The following is an 18430-nucleotide window of genomic DNA, read 5'->3' on the forward strand; positions in this document are numbered from 1 at the left end:
AGGACCCCTCATGTCGATCAACCGCCGCGACCTCTTCCGCACGGCCGGGATGGCGCTCGGCGTGGCAGGCGCGGGCGCGTTCCTCAGCGCCTGCGGCACCTCCGCGCCCGCCGCCGGACCCGTGCGGAACACCGGGGTGACCACCGCCAGACCGGGCGGGGTGCTGCGCGCCGTCTTCACCGGCGGTGGGGCCGCCGAGAACCTCGACCCGTTCGGCAGCGGCTCGCCCGTGGACTTCGTCCGCAGCGACGTCGTGTTCGACTCGCTGTTCACGCTGCACGCGGGCGAGGTCGTGCCCGCACTCGCGACCGGCGTGGAGGTCGGGCCCGGCGCGACCTCGTTCACGCTGAAGCTCCGCGACGGCGTGAAGTGGCACGACGGCACGCCGTTCACCGCGCAGGACGTGGTCTACAGCTTCACCTACATGAGTTCGGCGGACCGGGCGTACCCCAGCGAACTCGGCAGGTACTTCGACTTCACCGCCGTGCAGGTGCGGGACCCGCTCACCCTCGTGGTCCCGGCCCGCCAGCCGATCGGCGATCCGGCGCTGTTCCTGGCCGCGTTCCCCGGCAAGGTGGTGAAGAACGGCGCGGCGTTCGCGGGCACGACCGCGATCGGCACCGGCGCGTACCAGCTGACGGCGTTCGAGGCCGGGCGCGAGGCGCGGCTCAAGCGCTTCGAGGACCACTGGGGCGGCAAGGCCCCCGCCGACGAGCTGGTGCTGCTCAGCCTCACCGACCCGCAGGCGAAGGTCAACGCCGTCGTCACCGACCAGGCCGACTACGCGGGCGACATCCCGTTCACCACGGCCAAGACCGGCGTCGCGTCGGCCGATCTCGAGGTGCGGACGGCGGGGGAGGCCAACCGGACCGCGTTCGGCTGGGTGCTCAACACGACCCGCGCGCCGTTCGACGACCCGCGCGCCCGCAAGGCCGTGCGCCTGGCCGTCGACCGGCAGGCGTTGGTGGACTCCGTGCTGCTCGGCTACGGAGTGCCCGGCAACGACCTGCTGTGCGCCGGGGCCAAGTACTTCAGCTCACGCGCGCCGATCACCCGCAACGTCGACGAGGCCAAGCGGCTGGTCGCGGAGTCCGGGGCGGCCAAGACCGAGGTCGTGATCCGCACGGCGGAGTGGGAGATCGGCTACAACGCCTCCACCCAACTCCTGGTCGAGCAGCTCAAGGCGATCGGCCTCAACGCTCGCGCGGAGGTCGTCGGCCCGGCCGAGTTCTTCGAGCCGAACGCCGTCGCGGCGGCCAACGCGGTCGCGTTCTCCAGCGGCGGCATCCCGCTGACGGTGATGTACGGCCGGTTGAGCGCCTACCCGCCCCTCGGGCTGGCCGACGAGAAGCTCACGGCCGCGTTCGGCACGGCCGTCGGCAGCGCCGACGAGGCCGCGCGCGCCCAGGCGTGGGCCGACGTGCAGGACGTGATGTTCGACCACGGCAACACCGTCGTGTGGGGCCAGGCGGACGTGCTGTCGTTGGCGCGCAAGACCGTGGCGGGCGTCGACGTCCGCGACCAGCCCAAGTACCCCTACCTCGGCAAGGCCGGGCTGGCGTGATCGCCCGACGACTCCTCACCGGCCTGGGCTCGCTGGCCCTGCTGTCGCTGGTGGTCTTCGTCGGGGTCGACCTGCTGCCCGGCGACCCGGTCACCAGCCGGGTCGGGCCCGGCACGTCGCCCGAGCGGGTCGCGGAGCTGCGGCACCACCTCGGCCTGGACCGGCCGGTGCTGGTCCGGTACGGCGAGTGGCTGGCCGGACTCGCCGGGGGAGACCTGGGCACGTCCGCGTCCGGCCGCCCGGTCACGGCGCTGCTGTCCGACCGCGTCGGCAACTCCGCCGTGCTGGCCGGGATCTCCGTGCTGCTGCTGGCCCCGCTGTCGCTGGGGCTGGGCGTGTGGGCGGCGTGGCGGCGCGGCAGGGCGGTCGACCGGATCGTGTCCACGGGCGCGCTGCTGCTGGTGTCGGTGCCGGAGTTCGTCGTGGCGGGAGCGCTGGTCCTGCTGTTCGCGGTGACGCTGCGGGTGCTGCCCGCGGTGTCGCTGCTGCCGGTCGGCGCGAGTCCGCTCGCGCACCCGGACGTGCTGGTGCTGCCCGTGCTGAGCCTGCTGCTGGTGGGCCTGGCCTACGCGGTGCGGGTGATCCGGGCGTCGGCCGCGACGACGCTGACCAGCCCGCACGTGGAGTTCCTCCGGCTGGGCGGCGCGTCCGAGGCCGTGGTGCTGCGGCGCGCGGTCGTCCCGGCCGTGCTGCCGGTGGCCGTGCAGGTGTGGCTCGTCAGTGGCGTCTCGTTCGTCGGCGGCGCGGTGCTGGTGGAGAAGGTGTTCGGGTATCCGGGGATCGGGGAGCTGCTGGTGTCGTCCGTGCAGATCGGGGACCTCCCGGTCGTGCAAGCGCTGGTGCTGCTCCTCGGTGGCGCGATGCTCCTGGTGCTGGTGCTGGCGGACCTCGCCGTGGTGCTGCTGACGCCCCGGCTGCGCACGGCGGTGGCGCGGTGAGGCGCGTCGGTTGGACCGTGGTGGCGCTGGTGGTGCTGGCGATCCTCGTCGGCCCGGAACTGGCCCCGCACACGGCGACCGCGCCCGTGGCGCCGCCGTACTCCCCGCCGGGGGTGGGTGGCCCGCTCGGCACGGATCACCTCGGGCGGGACGTGTTCTCCCGGCTGCTGCACGGCGGTCGGCCGATGCTGCTGACCAGCGTCGTGGCGGCGCTCGTCGGGTCCGGGATCGGTGTCCTGGCCGGGCTGTTCACGGCGTTGGCCACGCCCGGCCGGAGCCGGTTCGTGCTGCGGCCGTTGGACGTGCTCGCCGCGGTGCCGCCGATCCTGGTGCTGCTGCTGGTCCTCACGGCGCTGCCGGACCGCACCGGGCTGGTGCTGGCGGTCGCGCTGTCGGGCGTGCCGCTGTCCGCGCGGGTCACCCGTGCGGCGGCGGAGCAGGTAGTGGGCCGGGCCCACGTGGAGGTGGCCGTGGCGCGCGGCGAGAGCTGGGCGTGGCTGCTGGGCCGCGAGGTGCTGCCGCTGGTGGCGGGCACGGTGCTGGCCGACCTCGGCCTCCGGTTCGTGACGGCCGTGTACCTCGTGGCGGCGGCCGGGTTCCTGGGCCTCAGCACGTCCGCCTCCGACTGGGGGCTGCTGATCGTGGAGGCCCTGCCGGGAGCGGCGTTGCAGCCGTGGGCGCTGCTGGCCCCGGTGCTCGGCATCGCGCTGGTCGCCGTGACCGCGAACCTCGGGTCCGACGGGCTCGCCCAGCGGTCGAGGTCGGTGCTCGGATGAGCCCCCTCGTGGAGGTCGGCGGGCTGCGGCTGCGGGCCGGGGACCGGGCGATCCTGGACGGCGTCGACCTGACCGTCGCCGACGGCGAGGCCGTGGGGCTCGTCGGCGCGTCCGGGTCGGGCAAGACCACGCTCGCCCTCGCCGTGCTCGGCCACCTGAGGTCAGGCGTGCGCCACGACGGCGGCCGGGTTTTGGTGCGGGGCCAGGTCATGCTGCCCGATCCGGCACCGGGCGTGCGCGGTGGCACGATCGGCTACGTCGGCCAGGACCCCGGAGCGTCGCTGAACCCGTACGCCCGGATCTCGTCGATCCTGCGCACCGCGGGCGGCCAGGACGTCGGCGAGCTGCTGGACCGCGTGGGGCTGACGAGCGCGTTCGCCCGCCGCTACCCGCACCAGCTCTCCGGCGGCCAGCAGCAACGCGTGGTGCTCGCCGCCGCGCTGGCCCGCTCGCCCCGGCTGCTCGTGCTGGACGAGCCGACGACCGCGCTCGACCTGGTCGCGAAAGCCGAGGTGCTGCACGAGGTCCGCCGGCTGCGGGACACCGGTGTCGCCCTGCTGTGGGTCAGCCACGACCTCGGCACCGTGCGGTCCCTGGTGGACCGCGTGGTGGTGCTCGACGACGGCAAGGTCGTGGACGACCGGCCGGTGCGCGAGATGGTCACCACGTCCTCGCCCCGGACAGCCCGACGTCCCGCGGTCGACCGGACCGTGGTCCTGAGTGGACGGTCGCTCGGCGCGGGCTACCACGGGACCGACGTGCTCACGGGAATCGACTTCGACGTCCACCGCGGCGAGTGCCTCGCGGTGCTCGGCGTGTCCGGCGTCGGCAAGAGCACCCTGGCCCGCTGCCTGGCCGGACTGCACCGGCCCAGCGCCGGGGAAGTCCTGCTGCACGGCGTCGCGCTCGCCCCGGACGTGCGCGGGCGCACCGGCGCCGACCGCGCCGCGATCGGCCTGGTCGCGCAGAACCCGGCCGATGCGCTGCACCCCCGCCAGGACGTCCGGACCGCGCTGGCCCGGCCGTTGCGGCTGCTGCGCGGCCTCCGGGGATGTGCCGAGCAGGACGCCGAGGTGGCGCGGCTGCTCGACGCCGTCCGCCTCCCGGCGGCGATGGCCTCCCGGCAGCCGGGCGAGCTGTCCGGCGGCCAACGCCAACGGGTCGCGCTCGCCAGGGCGCTCGCCGGACGGCCGGAGGTCCTGCTCTGCGACGAGGTCACGTCCGCGCTCGACACCGGCACCCAGGCCGAGGTCCTGGACCTGCTGACCGACCTGCGCGCCGACCTCGGCGTCGCGGTCCTGCTGATCACGCACGACCCGTGGGTCGCGGCGTCCGCCTCGGACGGCCTGCTGGTGCTGGCGGGAGGTCGGGTCGTGTCCTCCGGGCCGACCGCCGACCTGCTGCCCGCCGCCGAGGACCCCGAGGCGCTCGTGGCCCGTCTGCTCGTCCCCCCGTCCCCAGAAGGAGCTTCGCTGGTATGAGTGCACCGGAGATCGTCGACGAGCTGCGCGGCCTGGGGGTGGACCTCTGGGCGGAAGAGGGGCAGATCCGCTTCCGCGCGCCCCGAGGCGTGCTGACCGACGACCGGCGGGCCGCGCTGCGCGCCCACAAGGCGGAGATCGTCGACCTGCTCGCCCGCGACGCCACACCCGTGGTCACGGCCGATCCCGCCGCGCGCGCCGAACCGTTCCCGCTGACCGACGTGCAGACCGCGTACCTGCTCGGCAGGCAGGACCCGTTCGGCTACGGCGGGGTGGCCTGCCACGGCTACCTGGAGGTCGAGTACCCGGACCTGGACCCGGCGCGGGTGGAGGACGCCTGGAACCGGCTGGTGCAGCGGCACGACATGCTCCGCGCGGTCGTGGAGGCGGACGGCTACCAGCACGTGCTGCCCGAGGTCCCCCGATGTCGGGTCCCGTTGGAGGACTCGCGGGACGCGGTGCGCGCCGACCTCGGCCACCGGATGCACGCCACGGACGTGTGGCCGCTGTTCGAGCTGCGCGTGACGCCCGGCGTCCTGCACATCTCGATGGACTCGCTGATCGCCGACTGGGCCAGCGCGGGCGTCCTGCTCGACGAGCTGGACGTGCTGCTGGCCGACCCGGCCGCCGAGCTGCCGCCGTTGGAGATCACCTTCCGCGACTACCTGCTGGCCGAGCGCGGGCTGCGCGAGACCGCCCGCTACCGCCGCGACCGCGACTACTGGCTCGCCAGGGTCGACGACCTGCCCACCGCGCCGGACCTGCCCACCCGGATCGCCGAGTCGACCGGCCCGGTCCGCTTCGACCGCCACCCGATGCGGCTGTCCGCGGCCCGCTGGGACGCCCTGTGCGGCCACGCCCGCGCGCACGGCGTCACGCCGTCCACCGCCGTGCTCTCCGCCTACGCGGCCGTGCTCCAGCGCTGGTCCCGCCGTCCGCGTTTCGGCCTCAGCCTCACCCTGCTCAACCGGCAGCCGCTGCACCCGCAGGTCGACCGGCTGGTCGGCGACTTCACCTCCGTGACGCTGCTGGCCGTCGAGGACGGCGTGGGCGTGCCGTTCCACGAGCACGCCCGGCAGGTCGGCGAGCGGCTGTTCACCGACCTGGACCACCGGCTGCACTCCGGCGTCGAGGTCGTCCGCGAGATCGCCCGCCGCCGCGACCGCGAGGCCGCGCTCATGCCCGTGGTGTTCACCAGTGCCATCGGTGTCGGCGGGCGGACAGGGTTCGGCATCACCCAGACGCCGCAGGTGTTCCTGGACTGCCAGGTCACCGACGACGCCGACGGCCTCCAGGTCAACTGGGACGTGCGGCGCGGCGTCTTCCCCGACGGGCTGGTCGAGGACATGGCCGTCGCGTTCGAGGCGCTGCTGGTCGACTTGGCGGACTCCCCGGACGCCTGGCTGGCCGCCGACCCGGTGGCGCTGCCCGCGTGGCAGGTCGAGGAACGCCGCCGGGCCAACGACACCGCCGCGCCGCTGCCGACGTCCCTGCTGCACGCCGAGGTGTTCGCCCAGGCCGCCCGGACGCCGGACGCCGTCGCGCTCCTCGGACCGGCGGGCACGCTGACCTACCGCGACCTGGCCCTCCGTGCCGGGGGAGTCGCGAAATTCTTGCGGGCGGCCGGGTGCGAGCCCGGCGAGCGGGTCGCGATCGTGCTGGACAAGGGGCCGGACCAGGTGGTCGCGGTGCTCGGCGTGCTGCTGGCGGGCGGCGTCTACCTGCCCGTCGACACGACCCAGCCGCCGCTGCGCCGGGACAAGCTCCTGGCCGGGGTCCGGCACGTGCTGACCGCGCTTGATGACATCCCGCCCGCGGACGAGATTCCCGTTGCTCCGCAGGGGGATCCGGACGCTTTGGCGTACGTGATCCACACGTCCGGGTCGACCGGCGACCCTAAGGGCGTGATGATCACCCACCGGGCCGCGCTGAACACCGTCCAGGACGTCAACCGGCGGTTCTCCGTGACCGCGCGCGACCGGGTCCTCGGCCTGGCGCAGCTCGGGTTCGACCTGTCCGTGTACGACGTCTTCGGGCTGCTGTCCGTCGGCGGCTCGATCGTGCTGCCGGACCCGGCCCGACCCGCCGACCCGTCGCACTGGGCCGCGCTGGTCGCCGAGCACGGCGTGACGCTGTGGAACTCCGTGCCCGCCCAGCTCCAGATGCTCGCGCACTACTTCGAGACCGACCCGGTCCCGGTCCCGTCGCTGCGGCTCGCGCTGCTCTCGGGGGACTGGATCCCGGTCACGCTGCCGGCGCAGCTGGCCGCGTTCGCCCCCGACCTGGAGCTGATCAGCCTGGGCGGCGCCACCGAGGCGGCGATCTGGTCGATCCACCACCCGATCGGCCACGTCGACCCGTCCTGGACGTCCATCCCGTACGGCGTTCCCCTGGCGAACCAGGGTTTCCGCGTCCTGGACGCCCACGGCCGCGACTGTCCGGTGTGGACTCCCGGCGAGCTGCACATCACCGGCGACGGCCTGGCCACCGGCTACTTCGGCGACCCCGAGCTGACCGCCGCGCGGTTCCCCACCCACCCGGACGGGCAGCGGCTCTACCGCACCGGCGACCTCGGCCGGTACCTCCCCGGCGGCGAGATCGAGTTCCTCGGCCGCGAGGACGACCAGGTCAAGATCCGCGGCCACCGGATCGAACTCGGCGAGGTGGAGGCCGCTCTGCTCGCCCACGACGGCGTCGGGGCCGCCGCGGCGGTCGTCGCGGGGGAGCGGCACGGCGAACGTGCCCTGCTCGCCTTCGTGGAACCCGCCTACGGCGCGAAACCCCCGCCGGACCTGGACGTCAGCGCGGTGGGCCGGTTCGCCGACCGGCAGGTCGCGGGCTTCACCGCCGACCAGGTCGCCGAGCACGTCCGCCTGCTGCACGAGGCCGCGCTGGCGTCCATGCGCGACGCCCTCGCCTCGCACGGCGAGGTCGCCGAACGGCACCAGTGGCTGGCGAACCGGTGGCGCACGCTGGTCGCCGACGGCGTGCCGGACGTGACGGCCGAGGAGGCGTGGGCGCGGCTGGCCGACGACGGCCTGACCACGCCGGAGTTCCTGGACTTCCACCGGACGCACGTCGACCGCGTGCACGAGTTGCTCGACGGCGAGCAGAACCCGTTCGAGCTGCTGTTCCCCCAGGGGAGCATGGACCAGGCGCGGGCGGTCTACCGCGACTCCGCGATCTTCCGCTACCTCAACCACGCCGCCGCCGCGCTGCTCAACCGGATCGCCGCGGCGCACGACCGCAAGACCTTGCGGGTGCTGGAGATCGGCGCGGGCACCGGGTCGACCACCGACGCGGTCCTGCCGCTGCTCGCGGGCCACGACGTCGACTACCTGTTCACCGACGTCTCCCCGTTCTTCCTCGCCGAGGCGCGCGACCGGTTCGGCTCCCACGCCGGGGTCCGGTTCGGGCTGTTCGACCTCGACCAGGACCACCGCGCCCAGGGGTTCGCGCCGAACTCGTTCGACGTCGTGCTCTGCGCGGGCGTGCTCAACAGCGTCCAACGCCCGGAGGCGGTGCTGGACCTGGTGGCGCCCGGCGGCTGGCTGGTGTTCACCGAGCCGACCGCCGAGCACCCGCACATCCTGTTGACGCAGGGCTTCATGATGGACGGCCCGTCGCTCCGGTCGTGCGAGCGGTGGCTGGACCTGGTCGGCGGGACGGCCCTGTGCCTGCCCGAGGCCGACCACCCGCAGGCCGCGCAGGGGATCCACCTGTTCGCCGCGCGGGTGAAGACCGACCGCGTGCCGGTGGTCCCGACCGAGCTGACCGCGTTCCTGGCCCAACGGCTGCCCGCGCACATGGTGCCGTCGCACCTCCAGGTCGTGGACCACCTGCCGTTGACCGGCAACGGCAAGGTCGACCGCAAGGTCCTCGCGGGCTGGCGACCGGCGGCCACCACCGAGGACGTCGACGTCGACGGCCCGCCGCCGGACGAGCTGGAGGCCCGGCTCGGCGCGCTCTGGGCCGCCGCGCTCGGCATCCCGGCGATCGGCGGGCACGAGAGCTTCTACGACCGGGGCGCGGACTCGCTGATCCTCGCCAGGGTCGCGGGCCGCCTCCGCGAGGACGTGCCCGAGGCCGCCGACGTCCCCTACGACACCCTGCTGCGGCAGATGCTCAACGAGCCGACCGTGGCCGCGCTCGCCCGCTCGCTGCGGGGGACCGCCGTCGTGGCCCCGGTCGCGAGCCGTGGTGCCACCGGCAACTCGCTGCTGGTGCCGTTCGGCGGCGGCGGCGACGGTCCCACGCGGGTGCTGTTCCACGCCGCCCTCGGCACGATGGACTACTTCCACTCGCTGGCGAACGCCCTGGTGGCGCAGGACCTCGGCCCCGTCGTCGGGCTCGCGGTGGCCGACGCGGACGTGTACTGCCAGACCGCGCCGAAGGACCTCATCGCCCGCGTCGCCGACGACTACACCGACCGGCTGCTCGCCGAGGGCCACACCCGGTTCCAGCTCATCGGCTACTGCCTCGGCGGCCTGCTCGCCACGGAGGTGGCGCGGCGGCTGCTGGAACGCGGGGTGGACGTGGCGGACCTGACCCTGGTCGACAGCATCCCGATGTTCGTCGAGACCGACGAGGAACTCGCGTTCGAGGCCATCTTCGTGCCGAACCTCAACCTCGACCCGGTCGAGGCGGTGTTCGGACCGGACGTGGACGGCGCCGACGTGTACCGGGCCATCGACCTGCTGATGACCGAGCACGACCGCAAGGTCCCGGCGGGCGCGATGGCCGCGCTGACCGGCGATCCCGGCCTGGAGGCCGTCGCCGCGGCCGTGCGCAGGCAGCACGAGCGCACGCAGGAGGACCGGCTCGCGGGGTACGCGGCGGCAGCGGCGAACCAGGCGGGCGTGCCCGTCGGGCCCGAACTCGTGCCCGCCCTGTTCCGCGTCACCCGGCACAGCATGAAGGCGGCCCGCTTCGACCCCGAGCCGTACGCGGGCGACATCACGTTCCTGCGGGCGACCGAGCAGCAGTCGTTCGGCATCACCGCGGGCGTCGGCCACCTGGCCGCCCCGTTCTGGCGGGAGACCTGCCTCGGCGAGTTCACCGTCGTCGACGTGCCCGGCAACCACTTCAGCGTCATCGAGCCGCCCCACCTCGACGTGGTGGCGGGCCACCTCGGCGCAGCGATCACCAAGGGAGTGACCACGTGACCACGCTGGTCGAAGACCAGGCCCGCACGGAAACGCCCGCGCCGGACGTCCGCACGACCGACGCGGCGCTGAAGGACCTGCGCGCGCCGGTCGTCTGGCTGACCCGGCTCGGCATCGCGCTGACCGCCGTAGGTGCTCTGACCACGCTCGTGCCCTTCGTCGGCATCGCCGAACTCGGCCGGGCGCTGCTGAAGCCCGGACCGGTCGACGCGGGCGCGGTCGGCGTGATCGCGGGTGTCGTCGCGCTGGCGCTCGTCGTCGGCTGGGCGTGCAACGGCGTGGGCCTGTCGGTCACGCACGTGGCCGACTCCAAGCTCCAAGCGTTGCTGCGCAGGCGGATCGTCCACCGGCTCGGGCAGGTGCCGCTCGGGTGGTACTCCGACACCAACTCCGGGCTGGTGCGCAAGGCCGCGCAGGACGACATCGACGACCTGCACCACCTGGTGGCGCACCACGACGTGGAGATGACCGGCGCGATCGTGCTGCCGCTGTCCGGGATCGCCTACCTGTGGTGGCTCGACTGGCGGCTCGCGTTGCTCGCGGTCGTGACGCTGCCGGTCTACCTGGTCGCGTACGGCTCGATGATGCGCGGGTTCGTGGCGAAGATGGTCGAGATGGACGCCGGGGTCGCGAAGGTGTCCGCCGCGATCGTCGAGTTCGTCCACGGCATCACCGTCGTGAAGGTGTTCGGCCAGGCCAACCGCGCGCACCGGGCGTACGACCGGGCGGTCGGCGAGTTCGGCGAGAAGTACGCGGGCTGGGTGCGGCCGATGCTGAAGCTCGAAGCCCTCACGTCGATGGCGCTGTCCGCGCCGGTCGTCGCCGTGACCAGCCTGGCGGGCGGGATCTGGTTCGTCTCCGAGGGCTGGGTGACGCCCGTCGAGGTGCTGGCCGAGGTCCTGGTGGCGATGGTGATCCCGTCGACCCTGCTGGTGCTCAACCAGGGCGTGACCGCGCAGCGCAAGGCGACCGCCGCGGCGGGCCGACTCGTGGCGCTGCTGGACACCCCGCCACTGCCAGTCCCCACCGACCCGCTCGAACCGCTGGGCCACGACGTGGAGTTCGACGCCGTGTCGTTCGCCTACGACGGCACGGACACCGTGGTCTCCGGCATCGACCTGCGCTGCGCGCCCGGCACGGTCACCGCGCTGGTGGGCGGGTCCGGCGCGGGCAAGTCGACGCTGGCCAAGCTGGTGCCCCGGTTCTACGACGTCACGTCCGGCGCGGTCCGGATCGGCGGGGTGGACGTGCGGCGCATCGCGCCCGACGTGCTCTACCGCAAGGTCGGGTTCGTGCTCCAGGACGTGCGGCTGCTGCACGGGACCGTGGCCGAGAACCTGCGCCTGGGCCGTCCGGACGCGACCGACGAGGAGGTCGTCGCGGCGGCCACCGCCGCTCGTATCCACGACCGGATCATGGCTCTCCCCAAGGGGTACGACTCGGTCGTCGACGAGGACGCGGTCTTCTCCGGCGGCGAGGCGCAGCGCGTCTCCATCGCCCGCGCACTGCTCGCCGACACGCCGATCCTCGTGCTGGACGAGGCCACCGCGTACGCCGACCCCGAGTCCGAGGCGCGGATCCAGGACGCGCTGTCCGTCCTCGCCCGCGGCCGGACGGTCCTGGTGATCGCGCACCGGCTCGCCACGATCGCGGGCGTCGACCAGGTCGTCGTGCTGGACGGCGGCCACGTCGTGGAGCGGGGCACACAGGACGAACTGCTGGCCGCGAACGGGCGCTACGCCCGCATGTGGGCCGCCTACACCGACGGGGGCACCCGATGATCCGCGACCTGATGAAGATCCTCGGCCCGGCGCACGACCGGGCCGTGAAGGTCTACCTGGCCTGGCTGGTGGCCTACTCCGTGCTCCAGGGCCTCGCGATGGTGGCGCTGTTCCCGGTGCTGACGGCGTTGCTGACCGGCGACCTCACCACGGCGTGGCGCTGGGTGCTCCTGGTGCTCGTCCTCGTCGCGGCCACGTGCGTCGCCCGCTACCAGCAGGCGATGCGGGGCTTCGCCCTGGCGATCGTGACGCTGACGAGCCTGCACCACCGGCTCGGCGACCACGTGGCCACGCTGCCGCTCGGCTGGTTCTCCTCGGAGAAGGTCGGCAGGCTGTCCCGTAGCGCCACCAACGGCACGCTGATGGTCACCAACGTCTTCGCGCACATGCTCACGCCCTTGGCCAGCGGCATCCTGTCGCCCGCCACCGTGGCCGTGGCGATGCTGTTCCTGGACTGGCGGCTCGGCCTCACCACGATCCTGTGCGCGCCGCTGCTGTGGCTCGTCCACCGCTGGGCGGTCACGTCCGTCGGCCGCGGCGAGCACCTGACCGACGCCGCAGGCGCCGAGGCGGGCAACCGCGTGGTCGAGTTCGCCCGCAACCAGCAGGTGCTGCGGGCGTTCGGCCGGACCACCGAGGGCTACCGGCCCCTGGAGGACGCCATCGAGGGGCAGCGGGTCGCGGGCAACAAGCTGCTGTGGCTCGCCGCACCCCGGCTGCTGGCCAACGGTCTGGCGGTGCAGCTCGCGTTCGCCGTCGTGATCGCGATCGGCCTGCTGCTCGCGGTGAACGACGCCATCGACCCGGTGACGCTGATCGCGCTCATCGCGTTGACGGCCCGGTTCGTCGGGCCGCTGGCCGAGGTCGCCGGGATCAGCGGGATGGCCCGCATGGCGGCCAACGACCTGAACCGGCTCGCCGCGATCTTCGACGAGAAGCCCTTGGCGGTGCCCGAGGTGTCTCAGACGGTGGTCAAGCCCGGTGAGGTCGAGCTGGCCGGGGTCGGGTTCGGCTACGAGGTGGGCACTCCGGTGCTCGACGGCGTGTCGCTGCGGATCCCGCCGCGCACCATGACGGCCGTCGTCGGCCCGTCCGGGTCGGGCAAGAGCACGGTCATCCGCCTGGTGATGCGGCTGTTCGACGTCGACTCGGGCAGCGTCCTGGTCGGCGGCCGGGACGTGCGCGAACTGTCCACGGAGGACCTGATGGCGCAGCTCTCCGTGGTGATGCAGGACGTGTACCTGTTCGACGACACCCTGGAGGCCAACATCCGGGTCGGCAAGCCGTCGGCGACCGACGAGGAGGTCCGCGAGGCCGCCCGGATCGCGGGCGTGGACGAGATCGTGGACCGGCTGCCCGGCGGGTGGACGGCCAGGGTCGGCGAGGGCGGCGCGTCGCTGTCCGGTGGTGAACGCCAGCGCGTGTCCGTGGCACGGGCCGTGCTGAAGGACGCGCCGATCGTGCTGCTGGACGAGGCGACGGCGGCGCTCGACCCGGAGAACGAGCGGTACGTGCAGAACGCCCTGCGTTGCCTGATGGACCGCTCGACGCTCCTGGTCATCGCCCACAAGCTGCCCACGGTCGTGGCGGCGGACCAGATCCTCGTCCTGGACGGCGGCCGGATCGCCGAAGCCGGTACCCACGAGGAACTCCTGGCCGCGGGCGGCCGGTACACCGAGTTCTGGGCCGAACGCCGCCGCACGCGCGGGTGGCGACTGGTGTCGGAGGAGTCCCGGTGATCGGCGTCGTCGGAGCCACCGGGGAGGTCGGCTCGCACGCGGTCCGCGTGCTGCGGGACCTGGACGTCGGGCCGCTGCGGCTCGGCGGGAGCAGGGACGTCGACCACCGCGACGACGGGTCGCTCGACCGGTTCGCGGCCGGGTGCCGGGTCCTGGTGAACTGCTCGGGACCGGCGCACGCGGTCGGCGACCGGGTCGCGCGGGCGGCGCTCCGCGCCGGGGCCGGGTACGTGGACGCGTCCGAGGTGGACGGTCCGGGCGTGACCGGGGCGGGGTTGCGGCCGGGGCTGACCGGGCTGCTGCCGCGTTGGCTGGCGCGACGGGAGTTCGACGCCGTGCACGGGCTGGTGGCGCACCTGGCGGTGCTCGACCGGTTCACCGCGACCGCCGCCGCCGACTACCTGCACGCCTCCGACAGCGAGCCGCTGGCCGCGTGGCGCGAGGGCAAGGTGTCCGGCGTGCTCACCCGGCGGACCGGGGTGGCGCTGCCGTTCCTGGCCGACGAGGTGACGCTGCTGCCGCACCTGGGGCGCGAGGAGGAACGGCTGGCCGCGGCGCTGAAGCTGGCCCGTGGCGACTGGTACACGGCCGTGAGCGGCGAGCACGTGCGGACGGCGTTCGACCGGGCGCGCACGCTCGACCACGCCGACGCCGTGGCGGCCCTGGTCCGGGCGAGCGCGCTGGACCTGGCCGGCCGCGAGCCGCACGTGGTGCTGGCCGTGCGGCTGGACGGGGTGTCGGGCAGCGAGCCGATCACCCGGACCGCCGTGCTGCGCGGGCGGGGCAACGGCGAGCTGACCGGTGCGCTGACAGCGTTGGCCGTGCTCGCCGTGGACCGCGGTGAGGCGCTGTCCGGTTTCGCCGCCGAGGTGCTGGACCCCGAGGTCACGCTGGCGCGGCTGGCGGAGTGCGGGATCGCGTCGCCGTTCGTGGTCGAGGGTGAGCTGTCGGTCGAGGAGGGGGCGCTGTGAAGGCCGCTCTCGCCGTCCTGGAGGACGTCTGCCTGCGGGCGATGGCCGCGCTGGCCCCGTTCGCCGACGCCGCGCCCCGGCACGGCTGGCTGGTCGACCGGTGGCGGATCGCGGTGGCGGGTCGCGAGGTCGGCCGGTACGTGGAGCCGGGGGAGGAGTTCGAGCGCGCCTACGCCGAGCTGGGTTTCCCGCCCGCCATGGCCCGCTTCCACCGCGAGGCCCTGGCGCGGCTGCCCGAGTTGCTGCGGGACGAGGTCCGGGTGCAGGAGTTGCTGTTCGCGGGCGGGGACGTGCTCACCGCGTTGGCCGCCTACCAGGACAACACGATCACCCAGCGGCTCAACGCCGCCGCGGGTGAGGTGGTCCGGGCGTCCGGTCCTCGTGTGCTCGAACTGGGCGGGGGCGCGGGCCTGTGCACCGCCGAGGTCCTGAAAGCCTTGAGCGGCCGGGACTACGACTACACGTTCACCGACGTGTCGCCGCTGTTCACCCGTGCCGCCGCCGACCGGTTCGGCGACGACCCGCGGGTGTCGTTCCGGCTGCTCGACCTGGACGCCGACTTCGCCGTGCCGGGGGACGTGGACGTGGTGCTGGCGGGCAACGTCCTGCACAACGCGGCCGACATCGGCCGGTCCCTGCGCCGCGTCCGTCGGGTGCTCGCGCCCGGCGGGCGGCTGGTGTTCACCGAGGCCACCGCCGACCACGCCGCCACCCTCACCTCGATGCAATTCCTGCTGTCCGGGGAGGAGAACCGGGTGGGCACGCCGTTCCTGGACGGACCCGGCTGGCACGCCGCTCTGACGGCGGCGGGTTTCGCGGTGGGGGAGGGGCTGTCGGTCGAGGGCCAGACCTTGTTCGTCGCGACCGCGCTGGGGATCCCGCCCGACTGGCCCGCCGCGAAGGTGTTGGCGCACCTCGAACGATCGCGGGTCGCCGAGGTCGAGCTGGCCGCCGCGACGGTGTGCGCGCTGGCCGCCGAACCGTCGTTCCCGCTGGCCGACCTGTCGGCGTTGCGGCGGATCCGCTACCACGGCGGGGAGGTCCCGGACGCCGTGCGGGACGCCTTCGGCGTGGAACTGGTCCGGGACGACGTGGATCTCGGTGACGTGGCGGACCTGCTGGCGTCAGTGGCAGAACAGGCGGACCGGGAACTGGCCGGGATCGACCTGGACGCCGCCGTCGCGGCGGTGGACGCGTTCGGCCGCACGGCGCTGCTGTCGATGCTGAACGCCTTGGTGCGCCTCGGGGATCGGCCGGTCGCCTTCCCGGCCCTGGTCGGTCGTTGGCGGGTGGCGCTGCGGCGGGCTGGGCTGGCGGACGGGGTCGACCCGGAGGAGCACTCCGACGCCGCCCTCGACCGCGCGTGGACCGACGCGGCCACGGCGTGGGAGCGGACGGCGGGGTCGGCGGGGACCGTCGAGTACGCCCGGCGCAACGCCGAACGGCTGCCGGACCTGCTCGACGGCACCTGCGACGCCGTGACGCTGCTGTTCCCCGAGGGCCGCACGGACCTCGCCGACGCGCTGTACCGGGAGAACGTCACCGGGCGCTACCAGCACGCGGCCGTGGGCGCGCTGCTCGGCGGGATCGCCGCCCGGTGGCCCGCTGGACGGACGCTGCGGGTGCTGGAGGTCGGCGCGGGCACCGGGGCCACGACCGACCGGGTGCTGCCCGCGCTCGCCGCGACGGGCGTCGAGGTCGACTACCTCTACACCGACGTGTCCCGGTACTTCCTGGACCGCGCGGCGGACCGGCTGCGCGCGTACTCGTGGGTCCGGTTCGACCGCGTCGACATCGACGCGGACCCGGTGTACGCCACCGGTTCCTTCGACGTGGTCATCGGCGGCGGGGTGCTCAACGCGGCGGCGGACACCGACGCGTCGGTGCGGCGGCTCACCGGCCTGCTGTCGCCGGGCGGCTGGCTCGTGCTCACCGAACCGACGGTGGAGGAGCCGTGGATCCTCACGTCGCAGGCGTTCCTGATGGCCGAGCCCACCGACGGCCGGGCCGCCACCGGAGCGACGTTCCTGACCCTCGACCAGTGGAACGGCGTGCTCGACGCCGCCGGGCTCGACCGGGTCCTCGGCCTGCCGCGCGCCGGACATCCCCTGCACCGCCTGGGCCACCGGGTGTTCGTCGCCCGCCCCTCGAACGACTAGGAGACCTCCGTGTGCGGAATCGCGGGATGGGTCGCTTTCGACGGCGACCTCACCGACCACCTGCCCGTCGTCGACGCCATGACGGCGTCGATGGGCGAGCGCGGCCCCGACGCGTCGGGCACCTGGGTGCGGCGGCACGTCGCGCTGGGCCACCGCCGCCTCGCCGTGATCGACCTGCCCGGCGGCGTGCAGCCCATGCGGGCCAGGACCGACTCCGGCGTCGTGGCCCTCACCTTCTCCGGCGAGGTCTACAACTTCCGCGAGCTGCGGGCCGAGCTGGAACGGCGGGGCCACCGCTTCGAGACCCGCAGCGACACGGAAGTCGTGCTGCGCGGGTACCTGGAGTGGGGTGAGGACGTCGCCGCCCGGTTGACCGGCATGTACGCGTTCGGGCTGTGGGACGAGCGGGTCGGGAAGCTCGTGCTGGTGCGCGACCGGGTCGGCGTGAAACCCCTGTACTACCACCGGACCGCGGACGGGATCCTGTTCGGCTCCGAGCCGAAGGCGATCCTGGCGAACCCGGCGTTCGAGCGGGTCGTGGACGTGGACTGCCTGCGCGAGCTGGTGGGGTTCACCAAGGCGCCGGGTTGGTCGCTGTGGCGGGGCATGAGCGAGGTCGAGCCCGGCACGGTCGTCACCGTGGACCGGTCGGGCCTCCGGCACCGCACCTACTGGCGGCTGGAGACCAAGCCGCACCACGACGACCTCGCCACGACGGTCGGCCGCGTCGGCGAGCTGTTCGGCGACGCCGTGCGCGGCCAGACGGTGTCGGACGTGCCGCAGTGCGTGCTGCTGTCCGGCGGCCTGGACTCCAGCGCCGTCACGGCCGTCGCGGGCGCGGAACTGGCCGGGCGCGGGGAGAAGGTCCGCACGTTCTCGGTCGACTTCGCCGGGTACGAGGAGAACTTCACCCCGGACGAGCTGCGCGAGACGCCGGACTCGCCGTTCGTCCGCGCGGTGGCCGAGCACGTCGGCTCGCTGCACCGGGACATCGTGCTGGACTCGCGGGCGCTCGCCGACCCGGCGCTGCGCCGGGCCGTGGTCGCGGCGCGGGACATGCCGATCGGGCTCGGCGACATCGACTCGTCGATGCACCTGCTGTTCCGGGCGATCCGGGAGGAGTGCACGGTCGCGCTGTCGGGGGAGTTCGCCGACGAGCTGTTCGGCGGGTACGCGTGGTTCCACCACGAGGCCGCCCGCGACGCCGACACGTTCCCGTGGCTGGCGTTCTCCAACGCCTACACCGGCGACCGCACCGAGATGCTGCGCCCGGACCTGCGCGACCGGCTCGACATCGGCGCGTACGTGGCCGACGAGTACGCCACGGCGGTCAAGGCCGTCGAGCACCTCGACCACGAGGACGCGCTGGAACGCCGGATGCGCACCAGCACGCACCTGCACGTGACCCGGCTGGTGCGGGCGATGCTCGACCGCAAGGACCGCATGTCCATGGCCGTGGGGCTGGAGGTGCGGGTGCCGTTCGCCGACCACCGGCTGATCGAGTACGTCTACAACGCGCCGTGGTCGATGAAGGCCGTCGGCGGTCGGGAGAAAAGCCTGCTGCGCACGGCGGTCACCAGCCTGCTGCCGTCGTCGGTGACCGAGCGGGTCAAGAGCCCGTACCCGTCCACTCAGGACTCCGGGTACGCGCTGGAGTTGCAGCGCCAGGCCAAGGACGTGCTCGCGGAGCGCGACAGCGGCGTGTTCGCGGTGTTCGACGCCGACTGGGTGCGCACGGCCGTCGCCCTAGACCCCGCCGCCGTCACGGGACGCCTGCGCACCGGCTTGGAGCGCGTGCTGGACCTGCACCACTGGATCGACCTGTACCGCCCCGAACTCCGGCTCGACTGACCACG

The 18430-nt window shown here is 73.9% G+C and carries 10 protein-coding genes; all 10 read left to right on the forward strand.

Annotated features, from left to right (window positions below; all coding sequences use genetic code 11):
* The first annotated feature begins 10 nt into the window (after positions 1-10).
* From ACFWW9_RS12495 to asnB, 10 genes are read left to right on the forward strand one after another with little or no spacing between them, the layout of a single operon-like run.
* Positions 11-1564, forward strand: a complete 1554-nt coding sequence (locus tag ACFWW9_RS12495; RefSeq protein WP_390375289.1) for an ABC transporter substrate-binding protein — start codon at positions 11-13, stop codon at positions 1562-1564.
* Positions 1561-2502 (forward strand): ABC transporter permease, encoded by a 942-nt coding sequence (locus ACFWW9_RS12500; RefSeq protein WP_390375292.1) that lies wholly within the window; start codon positions 1561-1563, stop codon positions 2500-2502. The genes ACFWW9_RS12495 and ACFWW9_RS12500 overlap by 4 nt, the downstream gene beginning before the upstream one ends.
* Positions 2499-3278: an ABC transporter permease gene (locus ACFWW9_RS12505; RefSeq protein ID WP_390375295.1), complete on the forward strand. Its 780-nt coding sequence runs from the start codon at positions 2499-2501 to the stop codon at positions 3276-3278. Before ACFWW9_RS12500 ends, ACFWW9_RS12505 begins: the two co-directional genes overlap by 4 nt.
* Complete coding sequence (locus tag ACFWW9_RS12510; RefSeq protein WP_390375298.1) at positions 3275-4759, forward strand: ABC transporter ATP-binding protein; 1485 nt, start codon at positions 3275-3277, stop codon at positions 4757-4759. Before ACFWW9_RS12505 ends, ACFWW9_RS12510 begins: the two co-directional genes overlap by 4 nt.
* Positions 4756-9924, forward strand: a complete 5169-nt coding sequence (locus ACFWW9_RS12515) for an amino acid adenylation domain-containing protein (RefSeq protein ID WP_390375301.1) — start codon at positions 4756-4758, stop codon at positions 9922-9924. Before ACFWW9_RS12510 ends, ACFWW9_RS12515 begins: the two co-directional genes overlap by 4 nt.
* Positions 9921-11705, forward strand: a complete 1785-nt coding sequence (locus tag ACFWW9_RS12520; protein WP_390375304.1) for an ABC transporter ATP-binding protein — start codon at positions 9921-9923, stop codon at positions 11703-11705. The genes ACFWW9_RS12515 and ACFWW9_RS12520 overlap by 4 nt, the downstream gene beginning before the upstream one ends.
* Positions 11702-13444 (forward strand): ABC transporter ATP-binding protein, encoded by a 1743-nt coding sequence (locus ACFWW9_RS12525; protein WP_390375307.1) that lies wholly within the window; start codon positions 11702-11704, stop codon positions 13442-13444. Before ACFWW9_RS12520 ends, ACFWW9_RS12525 begins: the two co-directional genes overlap by 4 nt.
* A complete protein-coding gene (locus tag ACFWW9_RS12530; protein ID WP_390375310.1) occupies positions 13441-14415 on the forward strand; it encodes a hypothetical protein in 975 nt (324 codons plus the stop codon). Before ACFWW9_RS12525 ends, ACFWW9_RS12530 begins: the two co-directional genes overlap by 4 nt.
* Positions 14412-16574 (forward strand): class I SAM-dependent methyltransferase, encoded by a 2163-nt coding sequence (locus tag ACFWW9_RS12535; protein ID WP_390375312.1) that lies wholly within the window; start codon positions 14412-14414, stop codon positions 16572-16574. Before ACFWW9_RS12530 ends, ACFWW9_RS12535 begins: the two co-directional genes overlap by 4 nt.
* 9 nt (positions 16575-16583) lie before the next feature.
* Positions 16584-18425, forward strand: a complete 1842-nt coding sequence (gene asnB, locus ACFWW9_RS12540; RefSeq protein ID WP_390375315.1) for an asparagine synthase (glutamine-hydrolyzing) — start codon at positions 16584-16586, stop codon at positions 18423-18425.
* Positions 18426-18430: the final 5 nt, after the last annotated feature.

Origin of the sequence: Umezawaea sp. NPDC059074 (assembly GCF_042738955.1) — a bacterium.
In the GTDB taxonomy this organism is placed as follows: Bacteria; Actinomycetota; Actinomycetes; order Mycobacteriales; family Pseudonocardiaceae; genus Umezawaea.

Excerpts from the sequence above, each read along its gene's own strand:
- ACFWW9_RS12510 (WP_390375298.1), top strand. The coding sequence starts at position 3,275 with ATGAGCCCCCTCGTGGAGGTCGGCGGGCTGCGGCTGCGGGCCGGGGAC.
- ACFWW9_RS12525 (WP_390375307.1), top strand. The coding sequence starts at position 11,702 with ATGATCCGCGACCTGATGAAGATCCTCGGCCCGGCGCACGACCGGGCC.
- ACFWW9_RS12515 (WP_390375301.1), top strand. The coding sequence starts at position 4,756 with ATGAGTGCACCGGAGATCGTCGACGAGCTGCGCGGCCTGGGGGTGGAC.
- ACFWW9_RS12495 (WP_390375289.1), top strand. The coding sequence starts at position 11 with ATGTCGATCAACCGCCGCGACCTCTTCCGCACGGCCGGGATGGCGCTC.